Origin of the sequence: Streptomyces sp. NBC_00057 (assembly GCF_045041165.1) — a bacterium.
In the GTDB taxonomy this organism is placed as follows: Bacteria; Actinomycetota; Actinomycetes; order Streptomycetales; family Streptomycetaceae; genus Streptomyces.
Window position 1 is genome coordinate 2,702,624 of record NZ_CP108256.1, and the last position, 24,647, is coordinate 2,727,270.

The 24,647-nt window shown below is 69.7% G+C and carries 22 protein-coding genes, 1 pseudogene and 1 riboswitch; of the genes and pseudogenes, 10 read left to right on the top strand and 13 right to left on the bottom strand.

From position 1 onward, the window contains the following. Positions 1–31: 31 nt before the first annotated feature. Positions 32–1,546 carry a gamma-aminobutyraldehyde dehydrogenase gene (locus OG953_RS12480; RefSeq protein ID WP_405684188.1) on the bottom strand — a complete coding sequence of 505 codons (1,515 nt, stop codon included), beginning with the start codon at positions 1,544–1,546 and terminating at the stop codon, positions 32–34. Positions 1,547–1,762: 216 nt separating this feature from the next. Between OG953_RS12480 and OG953_RS12485 the strand changes: the two genes are divergently transcribed. Then, positions 1,763–2,302: an NADAR family protein gene (locus OG953_RS12485; protein ID WP_405691787.1), complete on the top strand. Its 540-nt coding sequence runs from the start codon at positions 1,763–1,765 to the stop codon at positions 2,300–2,302. Between the two features lie 110 nt (positions 2,303–2,412). Here the strand turns inward: OG953_RS12485 and OG953_RS12490 are convergent, their stop codons facing one another. Continuing rightward, positions 2,413–3,138, bottom strand: a complete 726-nt coding sequence (locus OG953_RS12490; protein WP_405684189.1) for a DUF4190 domain-containing protein — start codon at positions 3,136–3,138, stop codon at positions 2,413–2,415. A 135-nt stretch (positions 3,139–3,273) separates the two neighbouring features. Here OG953_RS12490 and OG953_RS12495 point away from each other — a divergent pair, with 135 nt between their 5' ends. From OG953_RS12495 to OG953_RS12510, 4 genes and pseudogenes are all read left to right on the top strand, one after another. After that, positions 3,274–4,308, top strand: a complete 1,035-nt coding sequence (locus tag OG953_RS12495) for an adenosine deaminase (RefSeq protein ID WP_405684191.1) — start codon at positions 3,274–3,276, stop codon at positions 4,306–4,308. Between the two features lie 22 nt (positions 4,309–4,330). Continuing rightward, positions 4,331–5,035 carry a glycerophosphodiester phosphodiesterase gene (locus OG953_RS12500; RefSeq protein ID WP_405684192.1) on the top strand — a complete coding sequence of 235 codons (705 nt, stop codon included), beginning with the start codon at positions 4,331–4,333 and terminating at the stop codon, positions 5,033–5,035. A gap of 68 nt (positions 5,036–5,103) precedes the next feature. After that, the gene (locus OG953_RS12505; RefSeq protein ID WP_405684193.1) at positions 5,104–5,904 is read left to right on the top strand and encodes an SAM-dependent methyltransferase; all 801 of its coding nucleotides are present in this window, start codon (positions 5,104–5,106) and stop codon (positions 5,902–5,904) included. A 619-nt stretch (positions 5,905–6,523) separates the two neighbouring features. Continuing rightward, positions 6,524–6,604, top strand: a pseudogene (locus tag OG953_RS12510) (hypothetical protein); the annotation flags it as partial. 96 nt (positions 6,605–6,700) lie between these two features. Here the strand turns inward: OG953_RS12510 and OG953_RS12515 are convergent. The 4 genes from OG953_RS12515 to OG953_RS12530 all read right to left on the bottom strand — a co-directional run bounded on the left by OG953_RS12515 (position 6,701) and on the right by OG953_RS12530 (position 11,438). Beyond that, on the bottom strand, positions 6,701–7,861 hold the full coding sequence (locus OG953_RS12515) for an RNA-guided endonuclease InsQ/TnpB family protein (RefSeq protein ID WP_405684194.1): 1,161 nt from the start codon (positions 7,859–7,861) through the stop codon (positions 6,701–6,703). Positions 7,862–8,047: 186 nt separating this feature from the next. Then, the gene (locus tag OG953_RS12520; RefSeq protein ID WP_405684196.1) at positions 8,048–8,590 is read right to left on the bottom strand and encodes a hypothetical protein; all 543 of its coding nucleotides are present in this window, start codon (positions 8,588–8,590) and stop codon (positions 8,048–8,050) included. 53 nt (positions 8,591–8,643) lie between these two features. Continuing rightward, the gene (locus OG953_RS12525) at positions 8,644–9,807 is read right to left on the bottom strand and encodes a PotD/PotF family extracellular solute-binding protein (RefSeq protein WP_405691789.1); all 1,164 of its coding nucleotides are present in this window, start codon (positions 9,805–9,807) and stop codon (positions 8,644–8,646) included. Positions 9,808–9,998: 191 nt separating this feature from the next. Further along, entirely contained in the window at positions 9,999–11,438 is a 1,440-nt protein-coding gene (locus tag OG953_RS12530; protein WP_266357463.1) for a gamma-aminobutyraldehyde dehydrogenase, read from the bottom strand. A 178-nt stretch (positions 11,439–11,616) separates the two neighbouring features. Here OG953_RS12530 and OG953_RS12535 point away from each other — a divergent pair, with 178 nt between their 5' ends. The 5 genes from OG953_RS12535 to OG953_RS12555 all read left to right on the top strand — a co-directional run bounded on the left by OG953_RS12535 (position 11,617) and on the right by OG953_RS12555 (position 16,892). Continuing rightward, positions 11,617–12,108: an Lrp/AsnC family transcriptional regulator gene (locus OG953_RS12535; RefSeq protein WP_030928325.1), complete on the top strand. Its 492-nt coding sequence runs from the start codon at positions 11,617–11,619 to the stop codon at positions 12,106–12,108. Next, positions 12,093–13,472 (top strand): aspartate aminotransferase family protein, encoded by a 1,380-nt coding sequence (locus tag OG953_RS12540; RefSeq protein WP_093899072.1) that lies wholly within the window; start codon positions 12,093–12,095, stop codon positions 13,470–13,472. Before OG953_RS12535 ends, OG953_RS12540 begins: the two co-directional genes overlap by 16 nt. A gap of 333 nt (positions 13,473–13,805) precedes the next feature. Further along, positions 13,806–14,543 carry an ABC transporter ATP-binding protein gene (locus tag OG953_RS12545; RefSeq protein ID WP_405684198.1) on the top strand — a complete coding sequence of 246 codons (738 nt, stop codon included), beginning with the start codon at positions 13,806–13,808 and terminating at the stop codon, positions 14,541–14,543. Next, entirely contained in the window at positions 14,525–15,709 is a 1,185-nt protein-coding gene (locus OG953_RS12550; RefSeq protein ID WP_405684199.1) for a hypothetical protein, read from the top strand. The genes OG953_RS12545 and OG953_RS12550 overlap by 19 nt, the downstream gene beginning before the upstream one ends. 55 nt (positions 15,710–15,764) lie before the next feature. Next, positions 15,765–16,892 (top strand): LOG family protein, encoded by a 1,128-nt coding sequence (locus OG953_RS12555; RefSeq protein ID WP_405684200.1) that lies wholly within the window; start codon positions 15,765–15,767, stop codon positions 16,890–16,892. A gap of 11 nt (positions 16,893–16,903) precedes the next feature. On the opposite strand, the gene OG953_RS12560 is transcribed toward OG953_RS12555, so the two are convergent. From OG953_RS12560 to frr, 7 genes are all read right to left on the bottom strand, one after another. Then, a complete protein-coding gene (locus OG953_RS12560) occupies positions 16,904–17,356 on the bottom strand; it encodes an SRPBCC domain-containing protein (protein WP_405684201.1) in 453 nt (150 codons plus the stop codon). 208 nt (positions 17,357–17,564) lie between these two features. Continuing rightward, a complete protein-coding gene (locus tag OG953_RS12565; protein ID WP_405684203.1) occupies positions 17,565–18,590 on the bottom strand; it encodes an ABC transporter ATP-binding protein in 1,026 nt (341 codons plus the stop codon). A 2-nt stretch (positions 18,591–18,592) separates the two neighbouring features. Further along, positions 18,593–20,206: an ABC transporter permease gene (locus tag OG953_RS12570; protein WP_405691791.1), complete on the bottom strand. Its 1,614-nt coding sequence runs from the start codon at positions 20,204–20,206 to the stop codon at positions 18,593–18,595. Positions 20,207–20,352: 146 nt separating this feature from the next. Then, positions 20,353–21,462 (bottom strand): thiamine ABC transporter substrate binding subunit, encoded by a 1,110-nt coding sequence (locus OG953_RS12575; protein ID WP_405684205.1) that lies wholly within the window; start codon positions 21,460–21,462, stop codon positions 20,353–20,355. 74 nt (positions 21,463–21,536) lie between these two features. Next, positions 21,537–21,653: riboswitch (TPP riboswitch) on the bottom strand. 41 nt (positions 21,654–21,694) lie between these two features. Further along, complete coding sequence (rlmN, locus tag OG953_RS12580; protein WP_093899078.1) at positions 21,695–22,801, bottom strand: 23S rRNA (adenine(2503)-C(2))-methyltransferase RlmN; 1,107 nt, start codon at positions 22,799–22,801, stop codon at positions 21,695–21,697. A gap of 101 nt (positions 22,802–22,902) precedes the next feature. Then, positions 22,903–23,988, bottom strand: a complete 1,086-nt coding sequence (locus tag OG953_RS12585; protein WP_405684207.1) for a phosphatidate cytidylyltransferase — start codon at positions 23,986–23,988, stop codon at positions 22,903–22,905. Next, positions 23,988–24,545, bottom strand: coding sequence for a ribosome recycling factor (gene frr / locus OG953_RS12590; protein WP_093899080.1), 558 nt, complete (start codon positions 24,543–24,545; stop codon positions 23,988–23,990). The genes OG953_RS12585 and frr overlap by 1 nt, the downstream gene beginning before the upstream one ends. Between the last annotated feature and the right edge of the window lie 102 nt (positions 24,546–24,647).

Consider the following 24,647-nt stretch of genomic DNA (forward strand, 5'->3'; position numbering starts at 1 on the left):
CTCGGGTGTGTGTGGCCGGGGGTCGGCCGGCTTATCGGTCCCCGAAGATCGTGCGGTGCCAGTCCTTTTCGGCGACCGCGGTGTTGTCGTACATGACGTGCTTGACCTGCGTGTATTCCTCGAAGGAGTACGACGACATGTCCTTGCCGAAGCCACTGGCCTTGTATCCGCCGTGCGGCATCTCGCTGATGATCGGAATGTGGTCGTTGACCCAGACGCAGCCCGCCTTGATCTCGCGGGTGGCGCGGTTCGCCCGGTACAGGTCGCGGCTCCAGGCGGAGGCGGCGAGCCCGTACGGGGTGTCGTTGGCGAGGCGGATGCCCTCGTCGTCGGTGTCGAAGGGCAGCACGACCAGAACGGGGCCGAAGATCTCCGACTGGACGATCTCGCTGTCCTGGGCGGCGCCGGCGACCAGGGTCGGCCGGTAGTAGGCACCGGCGGCCAGTTCGCCGCCGGGGGCCTCGCCGCCGGTGACGACAGTGGCGTAGGCGCGGGCTCGCTCGACGAATCCGGCGACCCGGTCCCGCTGGGCGTGGCTGATCAGCGGGCCGAGGTCGGTCGACGGGTCGAAGGGGTCGCCGAGCCTGACGGTTTCCATCAGTTCGGCGACGCCCTGCACGAAGGCGTCGTACAGCGGACGCTGGACGTAGGCGCGGGTGGCGGCGGTGCAGTCCTGGCCGGTGTTGATGAGCGCCCCGGCGACCGCGCCGTGGACCGCGGCTTCGAGGTCGGCGTCGTCGAAGACCACGAAGGGGGCCTTGCCGCCGAGTTCGAGGTGGAGGCGCTTGACGGTGGAGGTGGCGATCTCCGCGACGCGCTTGCCGACGGCGGTGGAGCCGGTGAAGGAGGTCATGACGACATCCGGATGGCCGACGAGGTGCTCGCCTGCCTCCTTGCCCGCCCCCGTGACGATGTTGATCACGCCGTCCGGGATGCCCGCCTCCGTCGCCGCCTGGGCGAACATCAGCGAGGTCAGCGGGGTGATCTCGGCGGGCTTCAGGACGATCGTGTTGCCCGCGGCGATGGCCGGGAGGACCTTCCAGGCGGCCATCTGGAGCGGGTAGTTCCAGGGCGCGATGGAGCCGACGACGCCGATCGCCTCACGGCGTACGTACGAGGTGTGGTCGCCGTCGTACTCGGCGGCCGACTTGCCCTCCAGATGGCGGGCGGCGCCCGCGAAGAAGGAGGTGTTGTCGACAGTGCCGGGCACATCGAACTCGGTGGAGAGCTTGATCGGCTTGCCGCACTGGAGGGACTCGACGTAGGCGAAGTCGTCGGCCTGCTCGGCGAGGACGGCGGCGAAGCGGTGCATCGCCTCGGCCCGCTCCGCCGGAGTCGCACCCGACCAGCCGGGGAACGCCTCGCGTGCGGCGGCGACGGCCGCGTCGACGTCGGCGGTGCCCGCCAGTTCGTAGGTGTAGACGCTCTTGCCCGTTGCCGGGTTCACCACCTCGTGGTGGCGTCCCGATGTACCGGACCGCAGCTTTCCGCCGATGTACTGTGCGCCGTCCGCGAAGCGGTCCCGCACCTGGATGCCGTTGCCCATGACGCTCTCCTCCGCCGCATTCCCCGGAGTGCGGGGGCGGCGTAGTCTCTGCTCGATTTGAGTGCCGATCCTGGCAGAGGAGATCAACCCCAACAAGTGATTCCGTTGTTGCCTTTTGGTTACGCGACGGAATCTGTCGACCATGTGTCGCGTCGTTGCGGAATTCCCCGTACGGAGTGTCAGTGGCGGATGCCAGACTCGCGTGTCATGGAACACATGGACGACCTGCTGGCGCGGACCGGGCGCGGCAAGAAGGTGAAGTACCTGCACTTCTGGGGGCACCGCCCGCGGCCCGACGGCCGCATCGGTGCGAGCTGTCTCAGTCAGTGGTGGCCGGCGCCCTTCACGGTCGACGGGGTGAGGTATGCGTCGGCCGAGCACTGGATGATGGCCGCCAAGGCACGTCTCTTCGAAGATGCGGAGGCAGAGGTCCGTGCGATCTCGGCGAAGAGCCCGGCCCAGGCGAAGAAGGTGGGCCGGCTGGTCCGCGGTTTCGACGAGGCGGTGTGGGAGCGCGAGCGGTACGCACTGGTGGTGGCCGGCAGCGTCCACAAGTTCGCCCAGGCCGCGGAGCTGCGGGAGTTCCTGCTGAACACCGGGGACCGGGTGCTGGTCGAGGCGAGCCCGATGGACCGGATCTGGGGGATCGGGCTGGCGGCGGACGACCCGCGTGCGGAGAATCCGGCGACCTGGCGGGGGCTGAATCTGCTGGGGTTCGCGCTGATGGACGCGCGGGCGGAGCTGCGCGCTCCATGAGGCGGCCGGGATGACCGATGGCCGGGCGGGCCGGAGTCCGGCCCGCCCGGCCATCGGGTGGGACACGGCACCGGCACCGCAGGGGATCCGGCACCGGCGCTCGACGTCGGCTATCGAGTGACGCCGACGACCAAAGACGTGGAGTACGGGTCGTCGTTGTACGTGTTGTCGTCGAATTCATCGGCGTGGGTGACGAACAGCCAGATGAAGAAGCTGATGATCGCCACACCGAAAGCGATGCCGATGGAGCCCATGATGATCCCGGCGAGCGCCTGACCGCTGTTGGTCGCCTCACCGCGCTGCGCCCGCTTGCGGCCCAGGATGCCGAAGATCAGGGCAAGTACGCCCAGGATCAGGCTGGGTATCCCGTAGACGCAGAACAGGCAGATGGCCAGGATGCCGAGCACCATGGCTGCCGTACCCATGCCGTTGGAAGGTGTGGAACCGCCCCAGGGTGCCTGGTTGTAGCCGGCGTAGCCCGGGTAGCTGCCGTACTGCGGAACCGGCGCGGCAGGGTAGCCGTACTGCCCCGCGGCCGGCGGGACCTGCTGGCCCGGTCCGTTCGGTGCGATCGGCGGCGGCGGCACCTCCCCGGGGCCGAACCCGGCCCCGGAGCCGGGCACCGGCCCGGTCTGCCCTCCCGGGCCGAACCCCTCTCCCGTGGCCGGCGCGGGAGAGTCCCCCACGCCCGGCATCGAGGTCACCGTCGGCTGATCGTGCACAGCAGGCGGCCGGGGATCACCGGCCGGCTTCTCCAGCGGCACCCTGCTGTCCGGTGGAGCCCACGGATCGCGCGGCGCGGCCCCGCCCGCGGGCTGCTCTGTGTTGTCTGACATGGGCCTCCCCCATCGTGATCCCGTCATGCTACGGCCCACCACCGTCCGGCAGGACCCGGCCTACGATGATCCCCGTCCCCTGCCCGGCCGACCGGCGCCCGGCACCCGAACCGTCCCACGCCACCGGAGTATCCGATGACCGATCTGCACCCCTTCATCGCGGGGCTGCCCAAGGCGGAACTGCATGTCCACCATGTCGGGTCCGCCTCGCCCCGTATCGTCGCCGAGCTGGCCGCGCACCACCCCGACTCCAAGGTCCCCACCGACCCTGAGGCACTGGCCGACTACTTCACGTTCACGGACTTCAGCCACTTCATCGACGTGTATCTCTCCGTCGTGGACCTGATCCGCACCCCGGAGGACGTCCGGCTGCTGACCTTCGAGGTCGCCCGTGACATGGCCCGGCAGAACATCCGCTACGCGGAGCTGACCGTCACCCCGTTCAGCTCGACCCGGCGCGGCATCCCGGAGCAGGGGTTCATGGAGGCGATAGAGCACGCCCGCAAGGCCGCCGAGGCCGAGCTCGGGGTCGTTCTGCGCTGGTGCTTCGACATTCCCGGCGAGGCCGGGCTCGAAGCAGCCGAGGAGACCACCCGGCTCGCCGTGGACCTCCGTCCCGAGGGGCTCGTCTCGTTCGGGCTCGGCGGCCCGGAGGTCGGCGTGGAGCGCCCGCAGTTCAAGCCCTACTTCGACCGGGCGATCGCCGAGGGCCTGCACTCCGTGCCGCACGCCGGGGAGACCACCGGGCCGCAGACCGTCTGGGACGCGCTGACCCATCTGCGCGCCGAACGCATCGGCCACGGCACCCACTCCGTCCAGGACCCGAAGCTGCTGGCCCACCTCGCCGAGCACCGCATCCCGCTGGAGGTCTGCCCGACCTCGAACATCGCGACCCGCGCGGTGGCCGACATCGAGCAGCACCCGGTCAGGGAGATGGTGCAGGCGGGCGTCCTGGTCACCATCAACAGCGACGACCCGCCGATGTTCGGCACTGACCTCAACAAGGAGTACGGGGTGGCCGCCCGTCTCCTCGGTCTGGACGAGCGGGGTCTCGCGGCTCTGGCGAAGAACGCGGTCGAGGCGTCGTACCTCGACGCGGCCGGCAAGCGGACGCTGGCCGCCGAGATCGACACGTACACGACGAACTGGCTTGAGGGCACCGGCCGCTGACCCCGGTGGCCACAATGGCCCCATGGCCACCACTGTCACCGCCGTAGCCCATCGCGGCGATCCCTACCGTGTCCGCGAGAACACGCTGCCCTCGATCCGCTCCGCCCTCGAACGGGGGGCGGACACGGTCGAGGTCGATGTGCGAGTCACCCGCGACGGTGTACCTGTCCTGCTGCACGACTCCACACTGGAGCGGCTGTGGGGCCATGACGTGCGTCTCGACCGACTGACCCACAAAGAGCTCACCGAGTTGACCGCGGGCGGTGTGCCCACACTGCGCGACGCGCTGCTCGCCGCCGGGACGCACCGCGTCATGGTCGATCTGCCCGGCTCCACCGATGATTCGGTACGCAGGATCGTCGGCGCGGTGCGCGAGTGCGGGGCCGGTGAGCGGGCGTATTACTGCGCGGGCCCAGATGCCATGCTGCGGGTGCGCGCCGCCGATCCGTCCGCGGAGATCGCCCTGACCTGGACGACACTCGCGCCACCACGCGCCACACTGCTCGACGCGGTGAGGCCGAGGTGGCTGAACTACCGGTTCGGGCTGGTGGACCGGGAGCTGACGGACCGTCTCCACCGGGACGGACTGCTGGTCTCCGCCTGGACGGCCGACACCAAGCGCACCATGCGCCGCCTCGTCCGACAGGGGGTCGACTCGATCACCACCAACCGGGTCGACGCCCTGCGACGAGTCCTCACCAACTCCTCGGCCACCGGCTCCTCTTGATCGGTCCGGCATCATGGACAGCGCCGCATCCGCCGTGATGCCAGGCCGGGAGCCAGAGGAGCAGAGACGTGACCGAAGCCCGCACCATCCCTCTCAACGACCGCATCCGTTCCGACATCGCCCACAACGCGCGGGTCTGGAACCACTGGCTCGGTGGCAAGGACAACTACCCCGTGGACCGCGCTGTCGGCGACCAGGTCACCGCCATGTACCCGAGCATCGGCGAAGTGGCGCGCGCCGACCGGGCGTTTCTGGGGCGGGCCGTCCGGTATCTCGCCGGTGACGCGGGGATCGGCCAGTTCCTCGACATAGGCACCGGCCTGCCGACCGCCGACAACACGCACGAGGTCGCCCAGCACACCGCCCCCGACTCCCGCATCGTGTACGTCGACAACGACCCGACCGTGCTGGTGCATGCCCGCGCGCTGCTCACCAGCTCACCGGAGGGCGCGACCGAGTACATCGAGGCGGACGCGCGCCACCCGGAGCGGATCCTGCAGGCCGTCGAACCGACGCTGGACCTGAAGAAGCCGGTCGCGGTCATGCTGCTCGGCATCCTCAACTTCGTCCTCGACACGGATGAGGCGCAGCGCATCGTCAGGACGCTGATGGACGCGATGCCGTCCGGCAGCCATCTGGTGCTCACCCACCCCACGCTGGAGCTGGGCGGCGAGGGCAACGAGGCGGCGATGCGGTTCTGGAACGAGAACGCCACCCCGCCGATCACCGCGCGCAGCCGCGCCGAGTTCGCCGCGTTCCTGACGGGGCTCGAACTCGTGGAGCCGGGCATCGTGTCGTGCGCACGCTGGCGCGGCGAGCCCGGTGCGGTGGAGGTCGCCCAGTTCGGCGCGGTGGCGCGGAAGCCGTAATGGACATACGGGGGTGTGGGCGCGCGCCCGGGGGCTGTGGCACACCGGCCCCTGGGCGACGGACATCGGGGTGGCCCTGCTGGTGCAGGCCGCCGTGTCGATGCCGTGGGTCGTCCCCCGGGATCCCCGTCTGGAGCCCGCGACGGCGACGGCGTATCTGCTGACCACCCTCACCGTGGTGCCGCTGGTGTGGCGGCGCCGGGCGCCGGTGCGCGTACTCCTCGCCGTCTTCGCGACCCAGGCGCTGTACGGACTCGCCGTCGACGGCCCAGGACAGACCCTGCCGTACACGGGCCTGGTCGCCCTCTACACCATGGCGGCGCTCGCGCCGTCGCCCAGGCGCCAGGTCCTCGGAGCCCTGGCCCTCGCCGTGGTCTTCCCGTCGACCGCGTTCAACACGGGTGAAGCGCGTGAGCTGGTGTTCTCGCTCATCGTCTTCACCGCGGCGTACGCCTTCGGCCGGTTCACCCACACCCGGCAGGCGTACACCCGGGCCGTGGAGGACCGGGCCAGGCAGCTGGAGCTGACGCACCGGATCGAGGCGGAACAGGCCGCGGCACGTGAACGGGCGCGGATCACACGGGAGATGCACGACATACTGTCCCACGCGGTGAGCCTGATGATCGTGCAGGCGGAGGCAGGTCCGGTGGCGGTCCGTACGGCGCCGGAGCGCGCGGAGGCGGCGTTCGAGGCAATCTCGGAGACGGGCCGGGACGCGATGGTGCAGCTGCGCCGGATGCTCGGCGTGCTGCGCGAGAGGGAGACGCACCCGGAGTCACCGCGCGAGCCCCAGCCCTCACTGGCCGCGCTGCCCGGCCTCGTCGAACGGGTCCGCGGCAGTGGCCTGGAGGTCTCCTTCGAGGTCATGGGCCCGGCCCGGCCGTTGGCGCTGGACACCGAGGCCGCGGTCCACCGGATCGTGCAGGAGGCCCTGACGAACGTGGTCAGGCACGCCGCCGCCCGGACGGTGTCCGTGCGGCTGCTCCACGGCCCCGGCGAGCCCAACCGGCATAGCGAGAAGCCCCGTCCCTTCAGGGCGGGGAGGAGTCACCCTGGTGAGTGCCGGGCCCCGGCGGATCCCCGGAGCGGGCATGTTGCGGATCCTGAGATCTTCGTGCGCGATGAAGTCGTGCGCGCGGACCAGGCCGAGGGCGGTCTTGTGCGCGTGGTCCAGGCGCTGACGGCGCACCTTGCCATGCAGCTTGGCGACCTGCTCCACGGCCCGCCGGTGGTTGGCGGCGCGGTCCTTCGCCCTGCATCGCGGGAACCGAGACAGCGCCTGCTGGGCAGCTTCGAGCCTCGCGGCAGCGCGGCGTCCGTGCCTGGGGTTCTCCACGAACCCGCCGTTGGAGTCGGCGAGGAAGTTGGCGATGCCCAGGTCGATGCCGGCCACGCTGCCCGTCGCCGGCAGTGGCTCGGGCCGCTCCTGCTCGGCGGTCAGTACGACGAACCACTTGTGGCCCTCGCGCTTGACGCCGACCGTCTTGACCTTGCCCACTACGGGCCGGTGCTGGTTGACCTTGACATGTCCGACACCCTGCAAGCGCACGCGGGTGACAGGGTCGTGCGGGGTGGAATCCCAGCGGCAGCCGTCCCCGTCCTTCGGGAACTCCACCGTGTCGAACCAGTTCACCCCACGAAAACGCGGGTATCCAGGCGTCTCCCCAGCCTTGATCCGCCGGAAGAACGCCGCAAACGCCTTGTCCAACCGGCGCAACGTCGCCTGCTGCGAGGAGAACGACCAACGCCCCTGACGCTCCGGGTCGAACGCCCGAATATCCTTCAACTGCGCCGACTGCATCCCGTACTTGATGCTCGTCTTCGATACATGACGGTAGGCATCACGCCGTTCCTGCAATGCGCCGTTGTAGAGCGAGCAGTGATCTCGCAGCATCTCACCGAGCGCCTGGCCCTGCCGGACGGTGGGCCGCATGAGGAACTTGTACGCACGAATCACCCAGCCACCCCCCTTCGGTCAGTCCGACCAACATAGCTGGCGCCACTGACAACGCAGAGCACTCCGGCGCTCCGCGCCTCCGGTCCAAGGACCGCATTCCCGCCCGGCCTGAAGGCCGGAATTCCCTGCGAAGATCAGGGATGGGCCTGATCGTCAGCGCCTTCGGAGCCCCGGCGCGGGAGTGACTCAGACGGCCGTCGCGGCGGAGAGCGGTTCCGGTGACGGTGTCTGCGGCAGGGCCTCCAGCCGCTTGATCATGCGGCGTACGACGAGCAGCGGGATCACCCCGAAGACCCCGAACGACATGTCGATGACCGACCACCAGAAGGGGATGTCCCGGATCGGTCCGCAGATCAGGGCGAGCGGGATGATCCCCGCGCAGGCGATCATGCCGAACTCGACGACCCAGATGTTGCGGACCGGGTCCCGGTAGGGGCCGTAGAAGGCGACCGCGATGACGAGGTGCGCGAAGGCCAGCCAGTCGGTGCCGTACAGCACGAAGGGGTACTTCGCATCGGCCTCGTCGAGACCGGTGCGGACGCGGGTGATCCACTCCATCAGGGCCGGGAAGTGCTCGGGTACCGGAGAGGCCGAGGACTTCAACAGGTCCTCGGCCCAGTGGAGTTCATGGACGAGCGGGAAGGCGGTCAGCCCGCTCAGCACCAGACAGACGATAAAGACGGCCAACCACACGCGTATACGCCTCAGCAGGGCTCTTCGCTCGCTCATGACCGCAGCGTACGCCCGCATTTACCGGCTCTTTACGCCGCCCCGGGTACGGCTCACAGGCCGACGATGGAGTTCCACTTCTTGGCGAACTCGGGGCGTTCCTCGGACGTGATGTCGCGGGCGATCGCCAGCCGTCGGCGCATCGTGTCGTCGGGGAAGATCAGCGGGTCCTCGGCGAGCGCGGCGGTCTCCTCGTCCTTGGAGGAGGCCAGCACCTCGCGGGCGGCCGGGACGGGGCAGACGTAGTTGACCCAGGTCGCCAGCTCCGCGGCGACCTCCGGCTGGTAGTAGTGGTCGATGAGCTTCTCGGCGTTGCGCTTGTGGCGGGCGAGGTTGGGGATCATGAGGGACTCCGCCCAGAGCTCGGCACCTTCCTCGGGCACCACGAACTCGATCTCCGGGTTGTCGGCCTGGAGCTGGATGACATCGCCGGAGTATGCCTGGCAGGCGAGCACATCGCCGGTCGACAGGTCCTTGATGTAGTCGTTGCCGGTGAAGCGACGGATGTGCTTCTTCTTCACCAGCTTCTCCACCTGGTCGCACACCTCGTAGAAGTCGTCCCGCTTCCAGCGGGTGATGTCGACGCCGTTGCCCTGCATCAGGAGGGCCAAGGACTCGTCAAGCCCGGACAGCAGCGTCACCTTGCCGCGCAGGTCGTCCGCCCACAGATCGCTCAGGTGCTTGATCTCGCGGCCGAGCTTCTTGCGGTTGTACGCGATGCCGGTGATCCCGGACTGCCAGGGGACGCTGTGCATCCGGCCCTTGTCGAAGGCGGGCGAGCGCAGCTGCGGATCCAGGTACTTGGCGACGTTGGGCTGCTCGGCCCGGTTCATCTCCTGCACCCAGCCGAGCCGTACGAACCGGGCGGCCATCCAGTCGCTCATGACGATCAGATCCCGGCCGGTCTCCTGGTGGTTCATCAGGGCCGGGCTGATCTTCCCGAAGAACTCGTCGTTGTCGTTGATCTCCTCGGTGTACGTGACGGAGATCCCGGTCCGCTTGCTGAACGCGTCGAGCGTGGGCCGCTTCGACGTGTCTTCGTCGTCGGTGTCGATGTACAGGGGCCAGTTCGCGAAGTGCAGGGAGTGGTCACGCGCCGATGTGTCGCGTCCGGCGCGGTCACCGGGCTCCACATACGCAGCGGGCACTCCGCAGCCGACCAGCGTGACACCGGCCGCTGTGGCCCCGAAGGCGCGCAGCAGGGACCGGCGGGACATGGGGTTCTTCGGGATTGCTCGCACCTGCGCAGGATGCCGGTCGGGCGACGGCGCGGGCAATGGACCAACCGTCAAGCGGCACACGCTCTGTCCGCACACCCTGTCGATGCCGCCGCCGGTGCCGCTGTCGATACCGAACGGAAACGGCCCCGGACTCACGCCCGGGGCCGCACACCGCAACTGACGACGGATCAGCCGTCGAGCGAGGTCATGACGTGCTTGATGCGGGTGTAGTCCTCGAAGCCATACGCGGAGAGGTCCTTACCGTAGCCGGACTTCTTGAACCCGCCATGCGGCATCTCGGCGACGAGCGGAATGTGGGTGTTGATCCACACGCAGCCGAAGTCGAGGTTCTTGGACATCCGCATGGCGCGGGAGTGGTCCTTGGTCCACACCGAGGAGGCCAGGGCGTACTCGACACCGTTGGCGTACGCGACGGCCTGGGCCTCGTCCGTGAACTTCTGGACGGTGATGACCGGGCCGAAGACCTCGTTCTGGATGATCTCGTCGTCCTGCTGGAGGCCGGAGACGACGGTCGGGGCGTAGAAGTACCCCTTCTCGCCGACCCGGTGGCCGCCCGCCTCGACCTTGGCGTGGGCGGGGAGCCGCTCGATGAAGCCGCTGACCTGCTTCAGCTGGTTGGCGTTGTTGAGCGGGCCGTACAGCACGTCCTCGTCGTCCGGCTGCCCCGTCTTGGTGTCGGCGGCGGCCTTGGCGAGGGCGGTGACGAACTCGTCGTGGATCGACTCGTGGACCAGGACGCGGGTCGCGGCCGTACAGTCCTGACCCGCGTTGAAGAAGCCCGCGACGGAGATGCCCTCGACGGCCTTGGCGATGTCGGTGTCCTCGAACACGACGACCGGGGCCTTGCCGCCGAGCTCCAGGTGCACCCGCTTGACGTCCTTGGCGGCAGACTCGGCGACCTGCATGCCGGCCCGTACCGAACCGGTGATGGAGGCCATCGCCGGGGTCGGGTGCTCGACCATCGCGCGGCCGGTGTCGCGGTCGCCGCAGATGACGTTGAAGACGCCCTTGGGGAGGATCTGGCCGATGATCTCGGCGATCAGCACAGTCGACGCCGGGGTGGTGTCGGACGGCTTGATGACGACGGTGTTGCCGGCGGCGAGCGCCGGGGCGAACTTCCAGACGGCCATCATCATCGGGTAGTTCCACGGCGCGACCTGCGCGCAGACACCGACCGGCTCGCGGCGGATGATCGAGGTGAGACCCTCCATGTACTCGCCGGCCGAGCGGCCTTCGAGCATCCGCGCGGCACCCGCGAAGAAGCGGATCTGGTCCACCATCGGCGGGATCTCTTCGGTGCGGGTGAGCTCGATCGGCTTGCCCGTGTTCTCCGACTCGGCGGCGATGAGGTCCTCGGCGCGCTCCTCGAAGGCGTCCGCGATCTTCAGCAGGGCCTTCTGGCGCTCGGCGGGCGTGGCGTCGCGCCAGGCGGGGAAAGCGGCCGCGGCGGCGTCCATCGCGGCATCGACATCGGCCTGGCCGGAGAGCGGCGAGGTCGCGTAGACCTCTTCCGTCGCCGGGTTGACCACGTCGATGGTCCGCCCGTCAGCGGCGTCCCGGAACTCTCCGTTGATGTAGTTGCGCAGACGGCGCACCTCGGTGGTCACAACCACCCCTCCTGTCGACACGTCCAATGGATGAGATGACCAGCCTAGTCGCTCGGGTATCGCTTTCGACATGCCCAACCGCCGTGAACTTCGGATTCAGTGAGATCGAGACCCTCAGACAACGAATTTCATCGATCTGGGGTTGCCAGACCGACGAGTCCCGGTGCAGAGTGGATGCGTGGCCAGTCGCAGCGCAGACTCCAGGACCGGGAACGGATCGTCCCCAGCGGTCGATGCCGTGTCCCTCGCAATCATCGAGCAGCTCCAGGAGGACGGGCGTCGTCCGTACGCCGCGATCGGCAAGGCCGTCGGCCTCTCCGAGGCGGCCGTGCGGCAGCGCGTCCAGAAGCTGCTCGACCAGGGCGTGATGCAGATCGTCGCCGTCACGGACCCACTCACCGTGGGATTCCGACGTCAGGCGATGGTGGGCATCAATGTCGAGGGCGACCTCGATCCCGTCGCCGAGGCGCTGTCGGCCATGGCCGAGTGCGAGTACGTGGTGATGACCGCGGGCTCCTTCGACCTGATGGTGGAGATCGTCTGCGAGGACGACGACCACCTGCTGGAAACGATCAACAAACGCATCCGGGCCATCCCCGGTGTGCGCTCCACCGAGAGCTTTGTGTACCTGAAGCTCAAGAAGCAGACCTATATGTGGGGAACCCGATAGCCGTGAGCAAGGACCTCAGCCGAACCGCGTACGACCACCTGTGGATGCATTTCACCCGCATGTCGGACTACGAGAACGCGCCCGTTCCCACCATCGTGCGTGGCGAGGGCACCTACATCTACGACGACCAGGGCAAGCGCTACCTCGACGGCCTGTCCGGCCTGTTCGTGGTCAACGCCGGTCACGGCCGTCACGAGCTCGCCGAGGCGGCGTACAAGCAGGGCCAGGAGCTGGGCTTCTTCCCGGTGTGGTCCTACGCCCACCCGAAGGCCGTCGAGCTCGCCGAGCGCCTCGCCGACTACGCGCCGGGCGACCTCAACAAGGTCTTCTTCACCACCGGTGGCGGCGAGGCCGTGGAGACCGCCTGGAAGCTGGCCAAGCAGTACTTCAAGCTCCAGGGCAAGCCGACCAAGTACAAGGTCATCTCGCGTGCGGTCGCCTACCACGGCACCCCGCAGGGCGCCCTGTCGATCACCGGCCTGCCGGCCCTGAAGGCCCCCTTCGAGCCGCTGGTCCCCGGCGCGCACAAGGTGCCGAACACGAACATCTACCGCGCCCCGATCCACGGCGACGACCCGGAGGCCTTCGGCCGCTGGGCCGCCGACCAGATCGAGCAGGAGATCCTCTTCGAGGGCCCGGACACCGTCGCCGCGGTCTTCCTGGAACCGGTGCAGAACGCAGGCGGCTGCTTCCCGCCGCCGCCCGGATACTTCCAGCGCGTGCGCGAGATCTGCGACAAGTACGACGTGCTGCTCGTCTCCGACGAGGTCATCTGCGCCTTCGGCCGTCTCGGCACGATGTTCGCCTGCGACAAGTTCGGCTACGTCCCGGACATGATCACCTGCGCCAAGGGCATGACCTCGGGCTACTCCCCGATCGGTGCCTGCATCGTCTCGGACCGCATCGCCGCGCCGTTCTACGAGGGTGGCAACACCTTCCTGCACGGCTACACCTTCGGTGGCCACCCGGTCTCCGCGGCGGTCGGCCTCGCCAACCTCGACATCTTCGAGCGCGAGGGCCTCAACCAGCACGTCCTGGACAACGAGAACGCCTTCTACACGACGCTGCAGAAGCTGCTCGACCTGCCGATCGTCGGCGACGTCCGCGGCAACGGCTTCTTCTACGGCATCGAGCTGGTGAAGGACAAGGCCACCAAGGAGACCTTCACCGACGAGGAGACCGAGCGCGTCCTGTACGGCTTCCTCTCCAAGGCGCTGTACGACAACGGCCTGTACTGCCGGGCCGACGACCGCGGCGACCCGGTCGTCCAGCTCGCGCCGCCGCTGGTCTCCGACCAGTCGACGTTCGACGAGATCGAGGGCATTCTGCGGACCGTCCTCACCGAGGCGTGGACCAAGCTCTGACCGGCGGTTCGATCGGCTGACCGGCCACGGACCGGGCAGCCGATCGCCCCTGTCCGCCCGTCCGCCCGACGGGCCAGGATCTGTCCGGCCGCCATGCGCCGGACGGCCCTGCGGCTCGACCACCGGTTGACCACCGCATGACCGGCTTCCAGCAGTCATTTCATACGGTCCACACGGCCCGGATGCGCCCATTCGAGTGGGATGGAGCGCACCCGGGCCGTGTGCTGTGACCACACCGCGGTTCGAATCCTTACGGTGCCGAGTGACCGATCGGCCCCTCTTCGTTCCCCCGTAAGGGGGACGGGACATACGATCTGAACCGAGGTGTACTCCATGGTGGCCCCGCCGGACAACGACGTGATCTGGGCGCGTTCCCTGCACCACTCCCACAACGGCTCACCCGCGCTCGGTGGCGTCTCCATGGGTGTCCACGACGGCGAGATCCTCGCCGTGACCGGCCCCAGGGGCAGCGGCAAGACGACCCTGCTGCACTGCCTCTCCGGTCAACTGGTGCCCCAGCAGGGCGAGGTGTGGTTCAACAGCGTCCCCGTCCACACCATGGGCCCCCGCTTGCGCGAACGGCTGCGCCGCGACAAGTTCGCCTGGATCGGCCCCGAGCCCCAGCTCGTACCGGAGCTGAACACCTGGGAGAACGTGGCTCTTCCGCTGCTGCTGCGCGGCGCCTCGCACCGGGAGGCGAAGAAGGTCGGCCTGGAGTGGCTGGAGCGGCTGGACATCGGCGTGTGCGCCAGGAAGCGACCGCATACGCTGCTCCAGGGGCAGCGCCAGCGGATCGCCGTGGCCCGCGCGCTGGCCGCCTCCCCCACGGTGATCTTCGCCGACGAGCCGACCGCGACCCTGCACCGCACCGACCGGACGCATGTGCTGCGCACCCTCACCAGCGCGGCCCGCTCGCACGGCATCACGGTCGTGCTCGCCACCCATGACGCGGAGGTCGCCACCCTCGCCGACCGTACGGTCCCGCTGCTGGACGGCCGCCTCGTCGCCACCGTCGCCCTTCCCGCCGTATCCGATGCGGAGGGCAGGGCGGCGTGCTCGCTCTCCGTCTAGCCCGGGGCGCCCATCCGCTGGTCCTGATGCGGCGGCTGCTGGTCGCGGCCGCCTCCGCCGGGGTCGGCTTCCTGCTGCTGTGCGCCCTGGGCTACGCATCGGGGCACCCGGCGCACTCCTCCGCAGCCGTGCTGCGGCTGCTGTGGTGCTTCGTACCGCTCGCCGCCACCGTGCAGTTCGCGGTCGCGGTGGCCCGCACGGACCCGAGCACCCGGCCACGCTCCGGGCTGTCCGCCGTGGGCCTCGGGCCGGTCAGGCTCACGGTGCTCGCCGCTGTCTCCACAGCCGTCTCCTGCACCCTCGGGTCGATGGTGGCGCTGCTGTTCTTCCTGCATCTGCGCGGCGATCTGTCCGGGCTGCCGTTCGACGGTGCGGCGGCAGGGCTGCTCGACGCGGACGCCCCGCTGCCGTTCGCGGCCGTACTCGTGCTGCTGGCCCTGGTCCCGGTGGCCGCGGCCACGGCGAGCGTGCTGGCGCTGCGCACCCGGCCGGTCTCTGCGACGGTCCCGGACGACGTCTCCTCGGACGACGTGCCGGAGGACCGGCCACCCGCTTCGGCGACGCCCCCGACCGGGCTGCCGTGGGGGGTGGCGCTGATCGCAGCCGGCCTCGCCGTGGAGGCGTACCTGAGCCGGGGCGACGGGCGCAGCCTGCTCCCGCTCCCCGGCAGGTTCGACGCCACCCCGGCCGGAGTGCTGGCAGGGTGGACGCTGACGGCGATCGGCCTGGTCATGGCCGGACCCGGCCTGGCATATCTCTGCGGGCGGCTGCTCCAGGCGGTGCGCCCCGGCGCCGTGCGCCTGCTGGCCGGCCGGGTGCTGATGGGCGAGGCGCGCCGGATCGGCGGGCCGCTCGGTGTGGTCTGTGCGGTGCTCTCCGCGATGTTCGCCGCCTACGCGCTGTACGGGACGGGGCCGCGCCCCTTCGGCCCGCTCACGGCGCTGGGCGCGGTACTCGTCCTCGGCTGTACGTCGGCGACGCTGCTGACCTCGGCGCTGGAGGCGAGGCAGGACCGCACCCGGACGGCGCGGGCGCTGTTGCGGCTGGGTGCCCCGGCCTCGGTGCTGTGGGCCGCGACGGCCCTGCGCGCCGTCGCGCTGCTGGTCGTCTTCGCCCCGTTGACCTGGCTGGTCGCCGAGCTGGCGGCGCTGCCGCTGACAGCCTGAGGACGCCGCGTCCCGGCCACGCCCGTGCACCTCGGCCGCTACGTAGCATGACAACGTGGACAGCCCGGACGACAGCACTCCCGTACCCGGCCCGGAGATCGATTCGCTCGCCGAATTCGACGCGGCGGTCGCCTCCGGGAGGCTGGCCGGGCGCCGGGTCCAGTCCGTCGACCTGACGGACCGGGGCGCCGCCCTGCTGGCCGCCGATACGGCCGGTGCCGTCTTCCTCGGCTGTCTGATGGCGCCCGGAACGGCGGCGAAGGTACGGGCCGACGGTGCGTTCGTCTTCCCGCCGGTGCCCGGACTGCCCTTCGATCCGTACCGCGGCCTGCTCTACTCCCCCGACGCGCTCTACGAAGGGCTGACGGACGGCGGTTACGCGGCGACGCCCGATGCCCGCGCGTACCGCTGGTTCCAGGAGACCCGGGCGAGCGGCGACACCTTCGCGTCGATGCTGCGTGCGCTCCACGACGACGCGGTCTCCGACGCGCTGGACGAACACCTCGCCGGCGGCGCTTTCGTCGTCGGGGTGATGGGCGGCCACACGACGGCCCGCGGCAGCGCGGAGTACGCGGCCGCGGCCCGGCTGGGCCGGACGCTGGCCCGGAGCGGCCTGACGGTGGCCACCGGTGGCGGGCCGGGCGCGATGGAGGCCGCGAACCTCGGGGCGTACGCGGCGCCGCACCCCGATCCGATGCTGGACAAGGCCTGCGAACTCCTGGCCGCCAACCCCTCGTTCACCCCGTCGGTCACCGACTGGGCGCTGGCCGCCTTCGCCGTACGGGAGCGCTGGCCGGGCGGCGGCGGCTCGGTCTCGATCCCCACCTGGTTCTACGGACATGAGCCGCCGAACCCGTTCGCGGACCACATCGCCAAGTACTTCGCCAACGCGCTGCGCGAGGACGGGCTGCTCGCCCGCTCCACGGCGGGCGTGATCTTCCTTCCGGGCGCGGCCGGCACCGTACAGGAGATCTTCGACAACGCGACGCCGAACTACTACGGCTCCCGCGGCAGGCCGACCCCGATGGTACTGGTCGGCCGCGCGCACTGGACGAAGGAGCTGCCCGCGTGGCCACTGCTGCGCGCGCTGGCCGACAGTCGGCCGATGGAGTCCCGTATCGCGCTCGTCGGCACGGTGGACGAGGCCCCGGAGGCACTCGCCCGGATGTCGGCGAAGCGGTAGCCGGGGCCGGTTCAGAGGGACGCGAGACGGGCCACGAGCGCGTCGAAGAAGGCCTCCCAGCCGTCCTCGGCGGCCGCGTACTGCTCTGCCGTGAGGTTGCCGCCGCGCTGCTTGAAGACCATTTCGGTGGTCTTGTCGCCGCGGTCGGCGAAGGTGACGGTGACGGTCTCGCCCTCGATGTCGGCGGGTGCGGTGGAGTCCTTCAGCGTGAACACCAGCCGCTCGGGGGCAAGGACCTCGCGGTAGACCCCGTGGAAGGGCATCTCGGTGCCCGGCACCACGATGACCAGGCTCCAGGCGCCACCCGGCCTGACATCCATCGACACCCGGTCGAGCGGCACCTCGGCGTCCCCGCCGTACCAGGCGGCGAAGTGCTCGGGCGTCGTCCAGGCCTCGAAGACCAGTTCCCGCGGGGCGTCGAGGATGCGGGTGATGTCGATGCCCTCGCGTGCTGACTCAGTCATGGTTCCCGTCCTTCTCGGAGTCGTTCCGGATCTGCCGCATGTCCTCCTCCAGCTTGCACGGACACCACTGCGCAGACCCGCCGCGTGTGATCGGTCCGGGCCGCTCCAGCAGTTCCGGACGCGGGGAGACGGCGGGCGGCACCGTCGGACACGGGCTCGGCCGGTCAAGTTAACCTGGCCGTGCCCTCCGCCGGACGCGCGGGGCCGGTCAGAAGACGGCGGGCAGGACGACGGTCTCCGCCGCGTCGAACCCGACCCCGACCGTCGCGCCCTCCTCCGGGGCGTCCCGCAGCGAACACTCCGCCTCCAGGACCGGACCACCCACGGGCGTCAGCTGTACGGCGACATGGTTGCCCCGGAACGTACGCGTCCCGACCGTGCAGCGCAGCCCCCCGTCCGGGGACCCGATCCGGACCCCGGCCGGGCGCACCAGCAGATCGCAGGCCCCCTGCGGCGAGCCCTCGGGCACCGGCACCTTGCCCCACACCGTGTCGGCGGCCGTACCGGCCACCGTCGCCTCCACCACGTTGTCGAAGCCGAGGAACCGGGCGACGAAGGCGGAGGCGGGCTGCTGCCAGACCTCCAGTGGGGTGCCCACCTGGGCGATCCGCCCGTCGCGCATCACCACCACCCGGTCGGCGAGGGCGAACGCCTCGCCCTGGTCGTGGGTGACGGCGAGCACCGTCGTACCCAACCGTCCGAAGAGCGTGCGCAGTTCGACGACGAGCCGTTCACGCAGGCCGCGGTCGAGCTGGCCGAGCGGCTCGTCCAGCATCAGCAGCTTCGGGCTCGGCGCGAGCGCCCTCGCGAGGGCGACACGCTGCTGCTCACCGCCGGACAGCGCGGCGACGGCCCGCCGTTCGGAGCCGGGCAGGCCCACCATGTCGAGGAGTTCACCGACTTTGCGCTCCTGATCGCGCCGCGACACCCCGTGCATCCGCAGCCCGAAGGCGACATTGGCGCCGACATCGCGGTGCGGGAAGAGCTGATGGTCCTGGAACATCAGGCCGAGTCCGCGCCGGTGCACCGGCACCCCGGCCTGGTCCGCGCCGTCCAGCAGCACCCGGCCGCCGTCCGGCGGGTGCAGTCCGGCGACCACCCGCAGCAGGGTCGACTTGCCGCTGCCGCTCGGCCCCAGCACGCACACGATCTCGTGCTCGGCGACCTCCAGATCCACCCTGTCGAGTGCCGCCCGCTCACCGAAGCGGACCGTGGCCGATTCCAGTGTCAGCATCTCTAGAACTCCCCGGATCGGTCCGTGCGGATACGTTCGAGCAGCAGCAGCGAGAGGGCGCAGACGACCATCAGAATGGTGCTGAGGGCCATCGCCTGGCCGTAGTTGAGCTCCCCGGCCCGCCCCAGCAGCCGGGCCACGGCCACCGGCAGCGTCGGGCGGTCCGGCCGTGCGATGAACACCGTCGCGCCGAACTCACCGAGCGACACGGCGAACGCGAACCCGGCCGCGACCAGCAACGCCCGCCGCACCAGCGGCAGATCGACCTCCCGCCAGGCCCGCAGGGGTGACGCCCCGAGCACCGCGGCCGCCTCCCTCAGCCGGCCGTCCACCGCCCGCAGGACCGGCAGCATGGTCCGTACGACGAAGGGCACACCGACCAGCGCCTGGGCGAGCGGCACCAGAATCCATGAAGTCCGCAGATCCAGCGGCGGCTTGTCCAGGGTGATCAGAAAGCCGAAGCCGACGGTGACCGCGGACACCCCGAGCGGCAGCATCAGCAAGGCGTCGAAGCCGCGGACGAGCCGCCCCGCGCGCCGGGTCAGCGCCGCGGCGGCGAGCCCGCCGATGACCAGCGCGATGACGGTCGCGACCAGTGCGTACTGAGTTGAGTTCCAGATCGCTTCGAGCGGGGCGACCAGGAACGTACCGCCGCCCGCGTCGGCGGACCGCAGGGCCCGGTAGAAGTCGAAGCCATGGCCGCCGGGTGTGTCCAGCGAGCGCTCGACCAGCACCCCGAGCGGCAGCAGGATCAGCACGAGCACGGTCAGCAGCACCCCGCAGAGCAGCGCCCACTGCCCGGCGCCGCGCGGCCTGCGGGCGGTCTGTGCCGGGTCGACCAGCTTCAGCGCGGTCTCCCTGCGCCGTACGGTCCACGCGTGGACGGCGAGGATCGCGCCGACCGCGGCGAACTGCACCAGCGTCAGCACGGCGGCTGTCGGCAGGGCGAGCAGTTGGGCGGTCTGCCGGTAGATCTCCACCTCCAGCGTGGAGTACCCCGGGCCGCCGAGGATCTGTACGACCCCGAAGGAGGTGAAGGTGAAGAGGAAGACCATCAGCGCGGCGGCGGCCACGGCGGGTGCGAGCGCCGGCAGGGTGACCCGCCGCCAGGCGGCGAACCGGCCGGCGCCCAGCACCCGGGCGGCCTCCTCCTGCCGTGGGTCGAGCTGTGACCACAGCCCGCCCACGGTCCGCACGACCACCGCGTAGTTGAAGAAGACATGGGCGAGCAGAATTGCCCAGACGGTGGTGTCGAGCCGTACGCCCCAGAGTTCGTCGAGGAGCCCGCCGCGTCCCAGCAGCGCCAGGAAGGCGGTCCCGACCACGACGGTCGGCAGGACGAACGGCACGGTGACGACCGCCCGCAGCAGTTGTTTGCCGGGGAAGTCGAAGCGGGCGAAGACATAGGCGCCGGGCAGCGCGATCAGCAGGGTCAGCGCGGTCGAGGCGAGCGCCTGCCAGGTGGTGAACCAGAGGACGTCGCGAATGTCCGGCCGGGTCAGCACCTCGCCGATCCGGCCGAACTGCCAGACGCCGTCCACCTTCAGCCCGCGGCCGACGATCGCGGCGACGGGGTAGGCGAAGAACAGCGCGAAGAACGCGACGGGCACGGCCATCAGGCCGAGCCGCACCGCGCTCGCGCGCCACGCCTTTGCGCGCGCCGAGTTCGCGTGCCCGGAGCGGGCGCGCGGCCTCTTCCCGCGCGGCCCCTCCCCATGCTCGCCCTTCCCGCCCGCGTCCGTTCCGCGTACGGGAGTCTTCGCTACTTCACTACGAGCGAGGACCACGACTGGACCCACTGCTCACGGTTCTTGGAGATCTTGTCGGGGGCGACGGTCGTCGGCTTGTCCACCGTCGCGCCGAACTTCGTGAAGAGTTCCGGCAGTTCCGCGCTCCTGGTGACCGGGTTCACGAACATGTTGAGCGGCATGTCCTCCTGGAACTTCTTACTGATCAGGAAGTCCAGCAGGGCCTTGCCGCCGGCCTCGTTCTTCGCGCCGTTCAGCAGACCCGCGAACTCGATCTGACGGAAGCAGGTCCCGGTGGCGACCCCGGTCGGGGCCTCTGCCGGCTGCGGCTTCGCATACAGCACCTCGACGGGCGGGCTGGAGGCGTACGAGACGACGAGCGGCCGGTCGGCCTTGGCCTTCTTGCCGCCCGCGGAGCCGGAGAACTCCTCGTTGTACGCCTGCTCCCAGCCGTCGACGACCTTGACGCCGTTGCTCTTCAGCTTCTTCCAGTAGTCCTGGTAGCCCTTCTCGCCGTAGGTGGCGACGGTGCCGAGGAGGAAGCCGAGGCCGGGCGAGGAGGTCGCGGCGTTCTCGGTGACGAGGAGGTTCTTGTACTCGGGCTTCGCCAGGTCGTCGAAGGACTGCGGCGGCGCGAGCTTCTTGTCGGCGAAGTACTTCTTGTCGTAGTTGATGCAGATGTCGCCGGTGTCGATCGGGGTGACCCGGTGCTCGGCGTCCAGTTGGGTGCCGGCCGCCACCTGGTCGATGCCCTTCGCCTCGTACGGCGTGAAGAGACCGCTGTCGAGAGCGCGGGAGAGCAGGGTGTTGTCGACGCCGAAGAACACATCGCCGCGCGGGGAGCCCTTGGTCAGGATCTCCTGGTTGAGCGCGACACCCGCGTCGCCGCTCTTCAGCACCTTGACGGTGTAGCCGGTCTCCTCGGTGAACTCCTTGAGCACATCCTTGGAGGCGTTGAAGGAGTCATGGCTGACGAGGGTCACGGTCTTCGAACCGGAGCTCTTCGTGCCGCCGGAACCGGAGTCCGACTTGCCGGAACTCCCGCATCCGGCAAGTGCCGTGACGCCGAGCGCGGCGGCGACGGCCGTCGCCGCAAGCTGCTTGGTTCTGCGCGTGGTGCTCATTGTGGATTCCTCCTGGGCTTTGGCCAGGAAGAGACGCGGCCCTGCCCCTGGAGAAGCGGGCAGGGCGCAACAGCATGAGTTGATGACCGAACTTCCTACCCGGAATGACCCGGGCGAGGTTCAGAGGGTCTGCGGCCGACCTGTTCTCGGTGCCGCACTCTCAGCGCTGTGGCGCTCCCCTGTCGGAATATGAAGTTGATTTCAGGCCCAGGCTACACGGGCCGTTCCGGCCTCAGCGCTCGGCTGCCGCCAACTGCCCGCAGGCCCCGTCGATCTCCTGGCCGCGGGTGTCCCGCACGGTGACCGGCACTCCGTGTGCCGCGATCGCCTCGACGAACGCCTTCTCGTCCTCGGGCCGCGAGGCAGTCCACTTGGAGCCCGGCGTCGGGTTCAGCGGGATCAGATTGACGTGCACACGCTTACCCTTGAGGAGTCGGCCGAGCCGGTCACCGCGCCACGCCTGGTCGTTGATGTCCCGGATCAGCGCGTACTCGATGGAGATGCGGCGGCCGGATTTCTCCGCGTACTCCCACGCGGCGTCCAGCACCTCGCCCACCTTCCAGCGCGTGTTCACAGGGACGAGCGTGTCGCGCAGCTCGTCGTCCGGTGCGTGCAGGGAGACGGCGAGGCGGCACTTGAAGCCCTCGTCGGCGAAGCGGAGCATCGCGGGCACCAGGCCCACGGTGGAGACGGTGATCCCGCGCTGCGAGAGCCCCAGCCCGTCCGGCTCCGGGTCGGTCAGCCGACGGATCGCGCCGACCACCCGGTTGTAGTTGGCGAGCGGCTCGCCCATGCCCATGAAGACGATGTTGGAGAGCCGCGCCGGACCACCGGGGACCTCCCCGTCGCGCAGCGCGCGCATGCCGTCCACGATCTGGTGGACGATCTCCGCGGTCGACAGATTGCGGTCGAGACCGGCCTGTCCCGTGGCGCAGAACGGGCAGTTCATCCCGCATCCCGCCTGCGACGAGATGCACATCGTCACCCGCTCCGGGTAGCGCATCAGGACGGACTCGACGAGCGTCCCGTCGTGCAGCTTCCACAGCGTCTTACGGGTGGTGTCGTCGTCACAGCTGATGTGGCGGACCACCGACATCAGGTCGGGGAACATCGCCTCGGCGAGCTTGTCCCGCGAACCGGCCGGGATGTTGGTCCACTCGGCCGGGTCGTGCGCGTACCGCGCGAAGTAGTGCTGTGAGAGCTGCTGGGCGCGGAACGGCTTCTCGCCGATCGCGGCGACCGCTTCCTTGCGCTCGGCGGGCGTGAGGTCGGCGAGGTGCCGCGGCGGCTTCTTGGCTCCGCGGGGCGCGACGAAAGTGAGTTCTCCGGGCTTAGGCATGGTTCATCCAGTGTCGCAGACAGAACAGTGAGGGCCCGCCGCCCTGTGGACAACGGACCCTCACTCGCAAAAGCCCAGGTCAGGGCGGTAGAACTCGGGGATCAGCCGGAACCCACGAACAGCACCAACAGCAGCCAGACCACCGGGGCGGTCGGCAGCAGCGAGTCCAGCCGGTCCATGATGCCGCCGTGGCCCGGCAGCAGCGTGCCCATGTCCTTGATCCCGAGGTCCCGCTTGATCATCGACTCGCCCAGGTCACCGAGAGTGGCACTGGCCGCGACCGCGAGCCCCAGCAGCAGTCCCTGCCACCAGGAACCGCCGTCGATCAGGAACTGCATGCACAGCGCGCCGACGACCATCGCGAAGGCGACGGCCCCGAACAGGCCCTCGCGGGTCTTTCCGGGGCTGATGCGCGGCGCGAGCTTGTGCTTGCCGAAGCGCCAGCCGACGGCGTACGCACCCGTGTCGCTGACCACGGTCAGCAGCAGGAAGGTGAGCACCCGCTGAGGCCCGTCGTCCGCGGTCAGGAGCATGGCGACGAAGGTGGCCAGGAACGGTACGTAGAACGCGGCGAACACGCCGGCCGTAACGTCCTTGAGGTAGCCCTCGGGAGGCTCGGTCATCCGCCAGACGAGCACCGCGAGTGCGGTCAGCGCCATCGCCACCCAGGCGCCCTCGGCGCCGCGTGCGTATCCGGCCACCACCATCGCCGCGCCACCGACCGCCAGCGGGATGAGCGGCGCCTTGATGCCCTTGCGCTCCTCCAGCCGGGAAGTGAGCTCCCAAAGGCCCACGACGACGGCGACGGCGATCACACCGACGAAGACGGCCTTCACGATGAACAGCGAGGCGACGATGACGGCGCCGAGCCCCACACCGACCCCTATTGCGGATCGCAGATCACGGCCCGCACGTTTCTTCTGCGGGGGCGGTGGCGCGGTGGACATGGGCTCCTGCGGCTTCTCGTCACGGAACAGGGGGCCGCCGCCCAGGCGTGCGGCCCCCTGTTCCCTGCCATCACGGTCGTCAGCGTCTCTACCTGTGTCGGGAACGTCCGGCACTATGGGCATGGGCCGAGTCTGCTGGGCGTCATGCACATCGTATGCAGGACCCGCCGGAGCGGCCTGCGTCGCGGGCACACCCCAGTGACCGGCTCCCCGCGGGGCGCCCCAGGAAGAGTCGTTCATCAGACTTCGAGCAGCTCGGCTTCCTTGTGCTTGAGCAGCTCGTCAACCTGTGCGACGTACTTCGCGGTGGTGTCGTCGAGCTCCTTCTCGGCGCGACGCACCTCGTCCTCGCCGGACTCCTTGTCCTTGACCAGCTTGTCGAGAGTCTCCTTGGCCTTGCGGCGCACGGCCCGGATGGAGATCTTGGAGTCCTCGGCCTTCGTCTTCGCGACCTTGATGTAGTCGCGGCGACGCTCCTCGGTGAGGTCCGGGAAGGTCACCCGGATGATATTGCCGTCGTTGCTCGGGTTGACGCCGAGGTCCGAGTCGCGGATGGCCTGCTCGATGTTGCGCAGCGCGCTCTTGTCGAACGGCGTCACGACGGCCATACGCGGCTCGGGCACCGAGAACGAGGCGAGCTGGTTGATCGGGGTCAGCGCGCCGTAGTAGTCGGCGACGATCTTGTTGAACATCGCCGGGTGCGCACGGCCGGTACGGATCGCGGCGAAGTCCTCTTTCGCGACGACGACGGCCTTCTCCATCTTCTCCTCGGCCTCAAGGAGGGTTTCTTCGATCACCACGTGCTCCTGCGTGTCTTGAGTGGGCCCGGCGTGCTCGGGCCCGGCGGGTCCTGCGTCGCGTCCTCACCTGCACGGTGTCCGACCGGCAGGCCGTTGTCC

Coding starts and splice junctions, on each gene's coding strand:
- OG953_RS12480 (WP_405684188.1), bottom strand. CDS start 1,546: ATGGGCAACGGCATCCAGGTGCGGGACCGCTTCGCGGACGGCGCACAG.
- OG953_RS12485 (WP_405691787.1), top strand. CDS start 1,763: ATGGACGACCTGCTGGCGCGGACCGGGCGCGGCAAGAAGGTGAAGTAC.
- OG953_RS12490 (WP_405684189.1), bottom strand. CDS start 3,138: ATGTCAGACAACACAGAGCAGCCCGCGGGCGGGGCCGCGCCGCGCGAT.
- OG953_RS12495 (WP_405684191.1), top strand. CDS start 3,274: ATGACCGATCTGCACCCCTTCATCGCGGGGCTGCCCAAGGCGGAACTG.
- OG953_RS12500 (WP_405684192.1), top strand. CDS start 4,331: ATGGCCACCACTGTCACCGCCGTAGCCCATCGCGGCGATCCCTACCGT.
- OG953_RS12520 (WP_405684196.1), bottom strand. CDS start 8,590: ATGAGCGAGCGAAGAGCCCTGCTGAGGCGTATACGCGTGTGGTTGGCC.
- OG953_RS12525 (WP_405691789.1), bottom strand. CDS start 9,807: ATGTCCCGCCGGTCCCTGCTGCGCGCCTTCGGGGCCACAGCGGCCGGT.
- OG953_RS12545 (WP_405684198.1), top strand. CDS start 13,806: ATGGTGGCCCCGCCGGACAACGACGTGATCTGGGCGCGTTCCCTGCAC.
- OG953_RS12560 (WP_405684201.1), bottom strand. CDS start 17,356: ATGACTGAGTCAGCACGCGAGGGCATCGACATCACCCGCATCCTCGAC.
- OG953_RS12565 (WP_405684203.1), bottom strand. CDS start 18,590: ATGCTGACACTGGAATCGGCCACGGTCCGCTTCGGTGAGCGGGCGGCA.
- OG953_RS12570 (WP_405691791.1), bottom strand. CDS start 20,206: ATGGCCGTGCCCGTCGCGTTCTTCGCGCTGTTCTTCGCCTACCCCGTC.
- OG953_RS12575 (WP_405684205.1), bottom strand. CDS start 21,462: ATGAGCACCACGCGCAGAACCAAGCAGCTTGCGGCGACGGCCGTCGCC.
- rlmN (WP_093899078.1), bottom strand. CDS start 22,801: ATGCCTAAGCCCGGAGAACTCACTTTCGTCGCGCCCCGCGGAGCCAAG.
- OG953_RS12585 (WP_405684207.1), bottom strand. CDS start 23,988: ATGAACGACTCTTCCTGGGGCGCCCCGCGGGGAGCCGGTCACTGGGGT.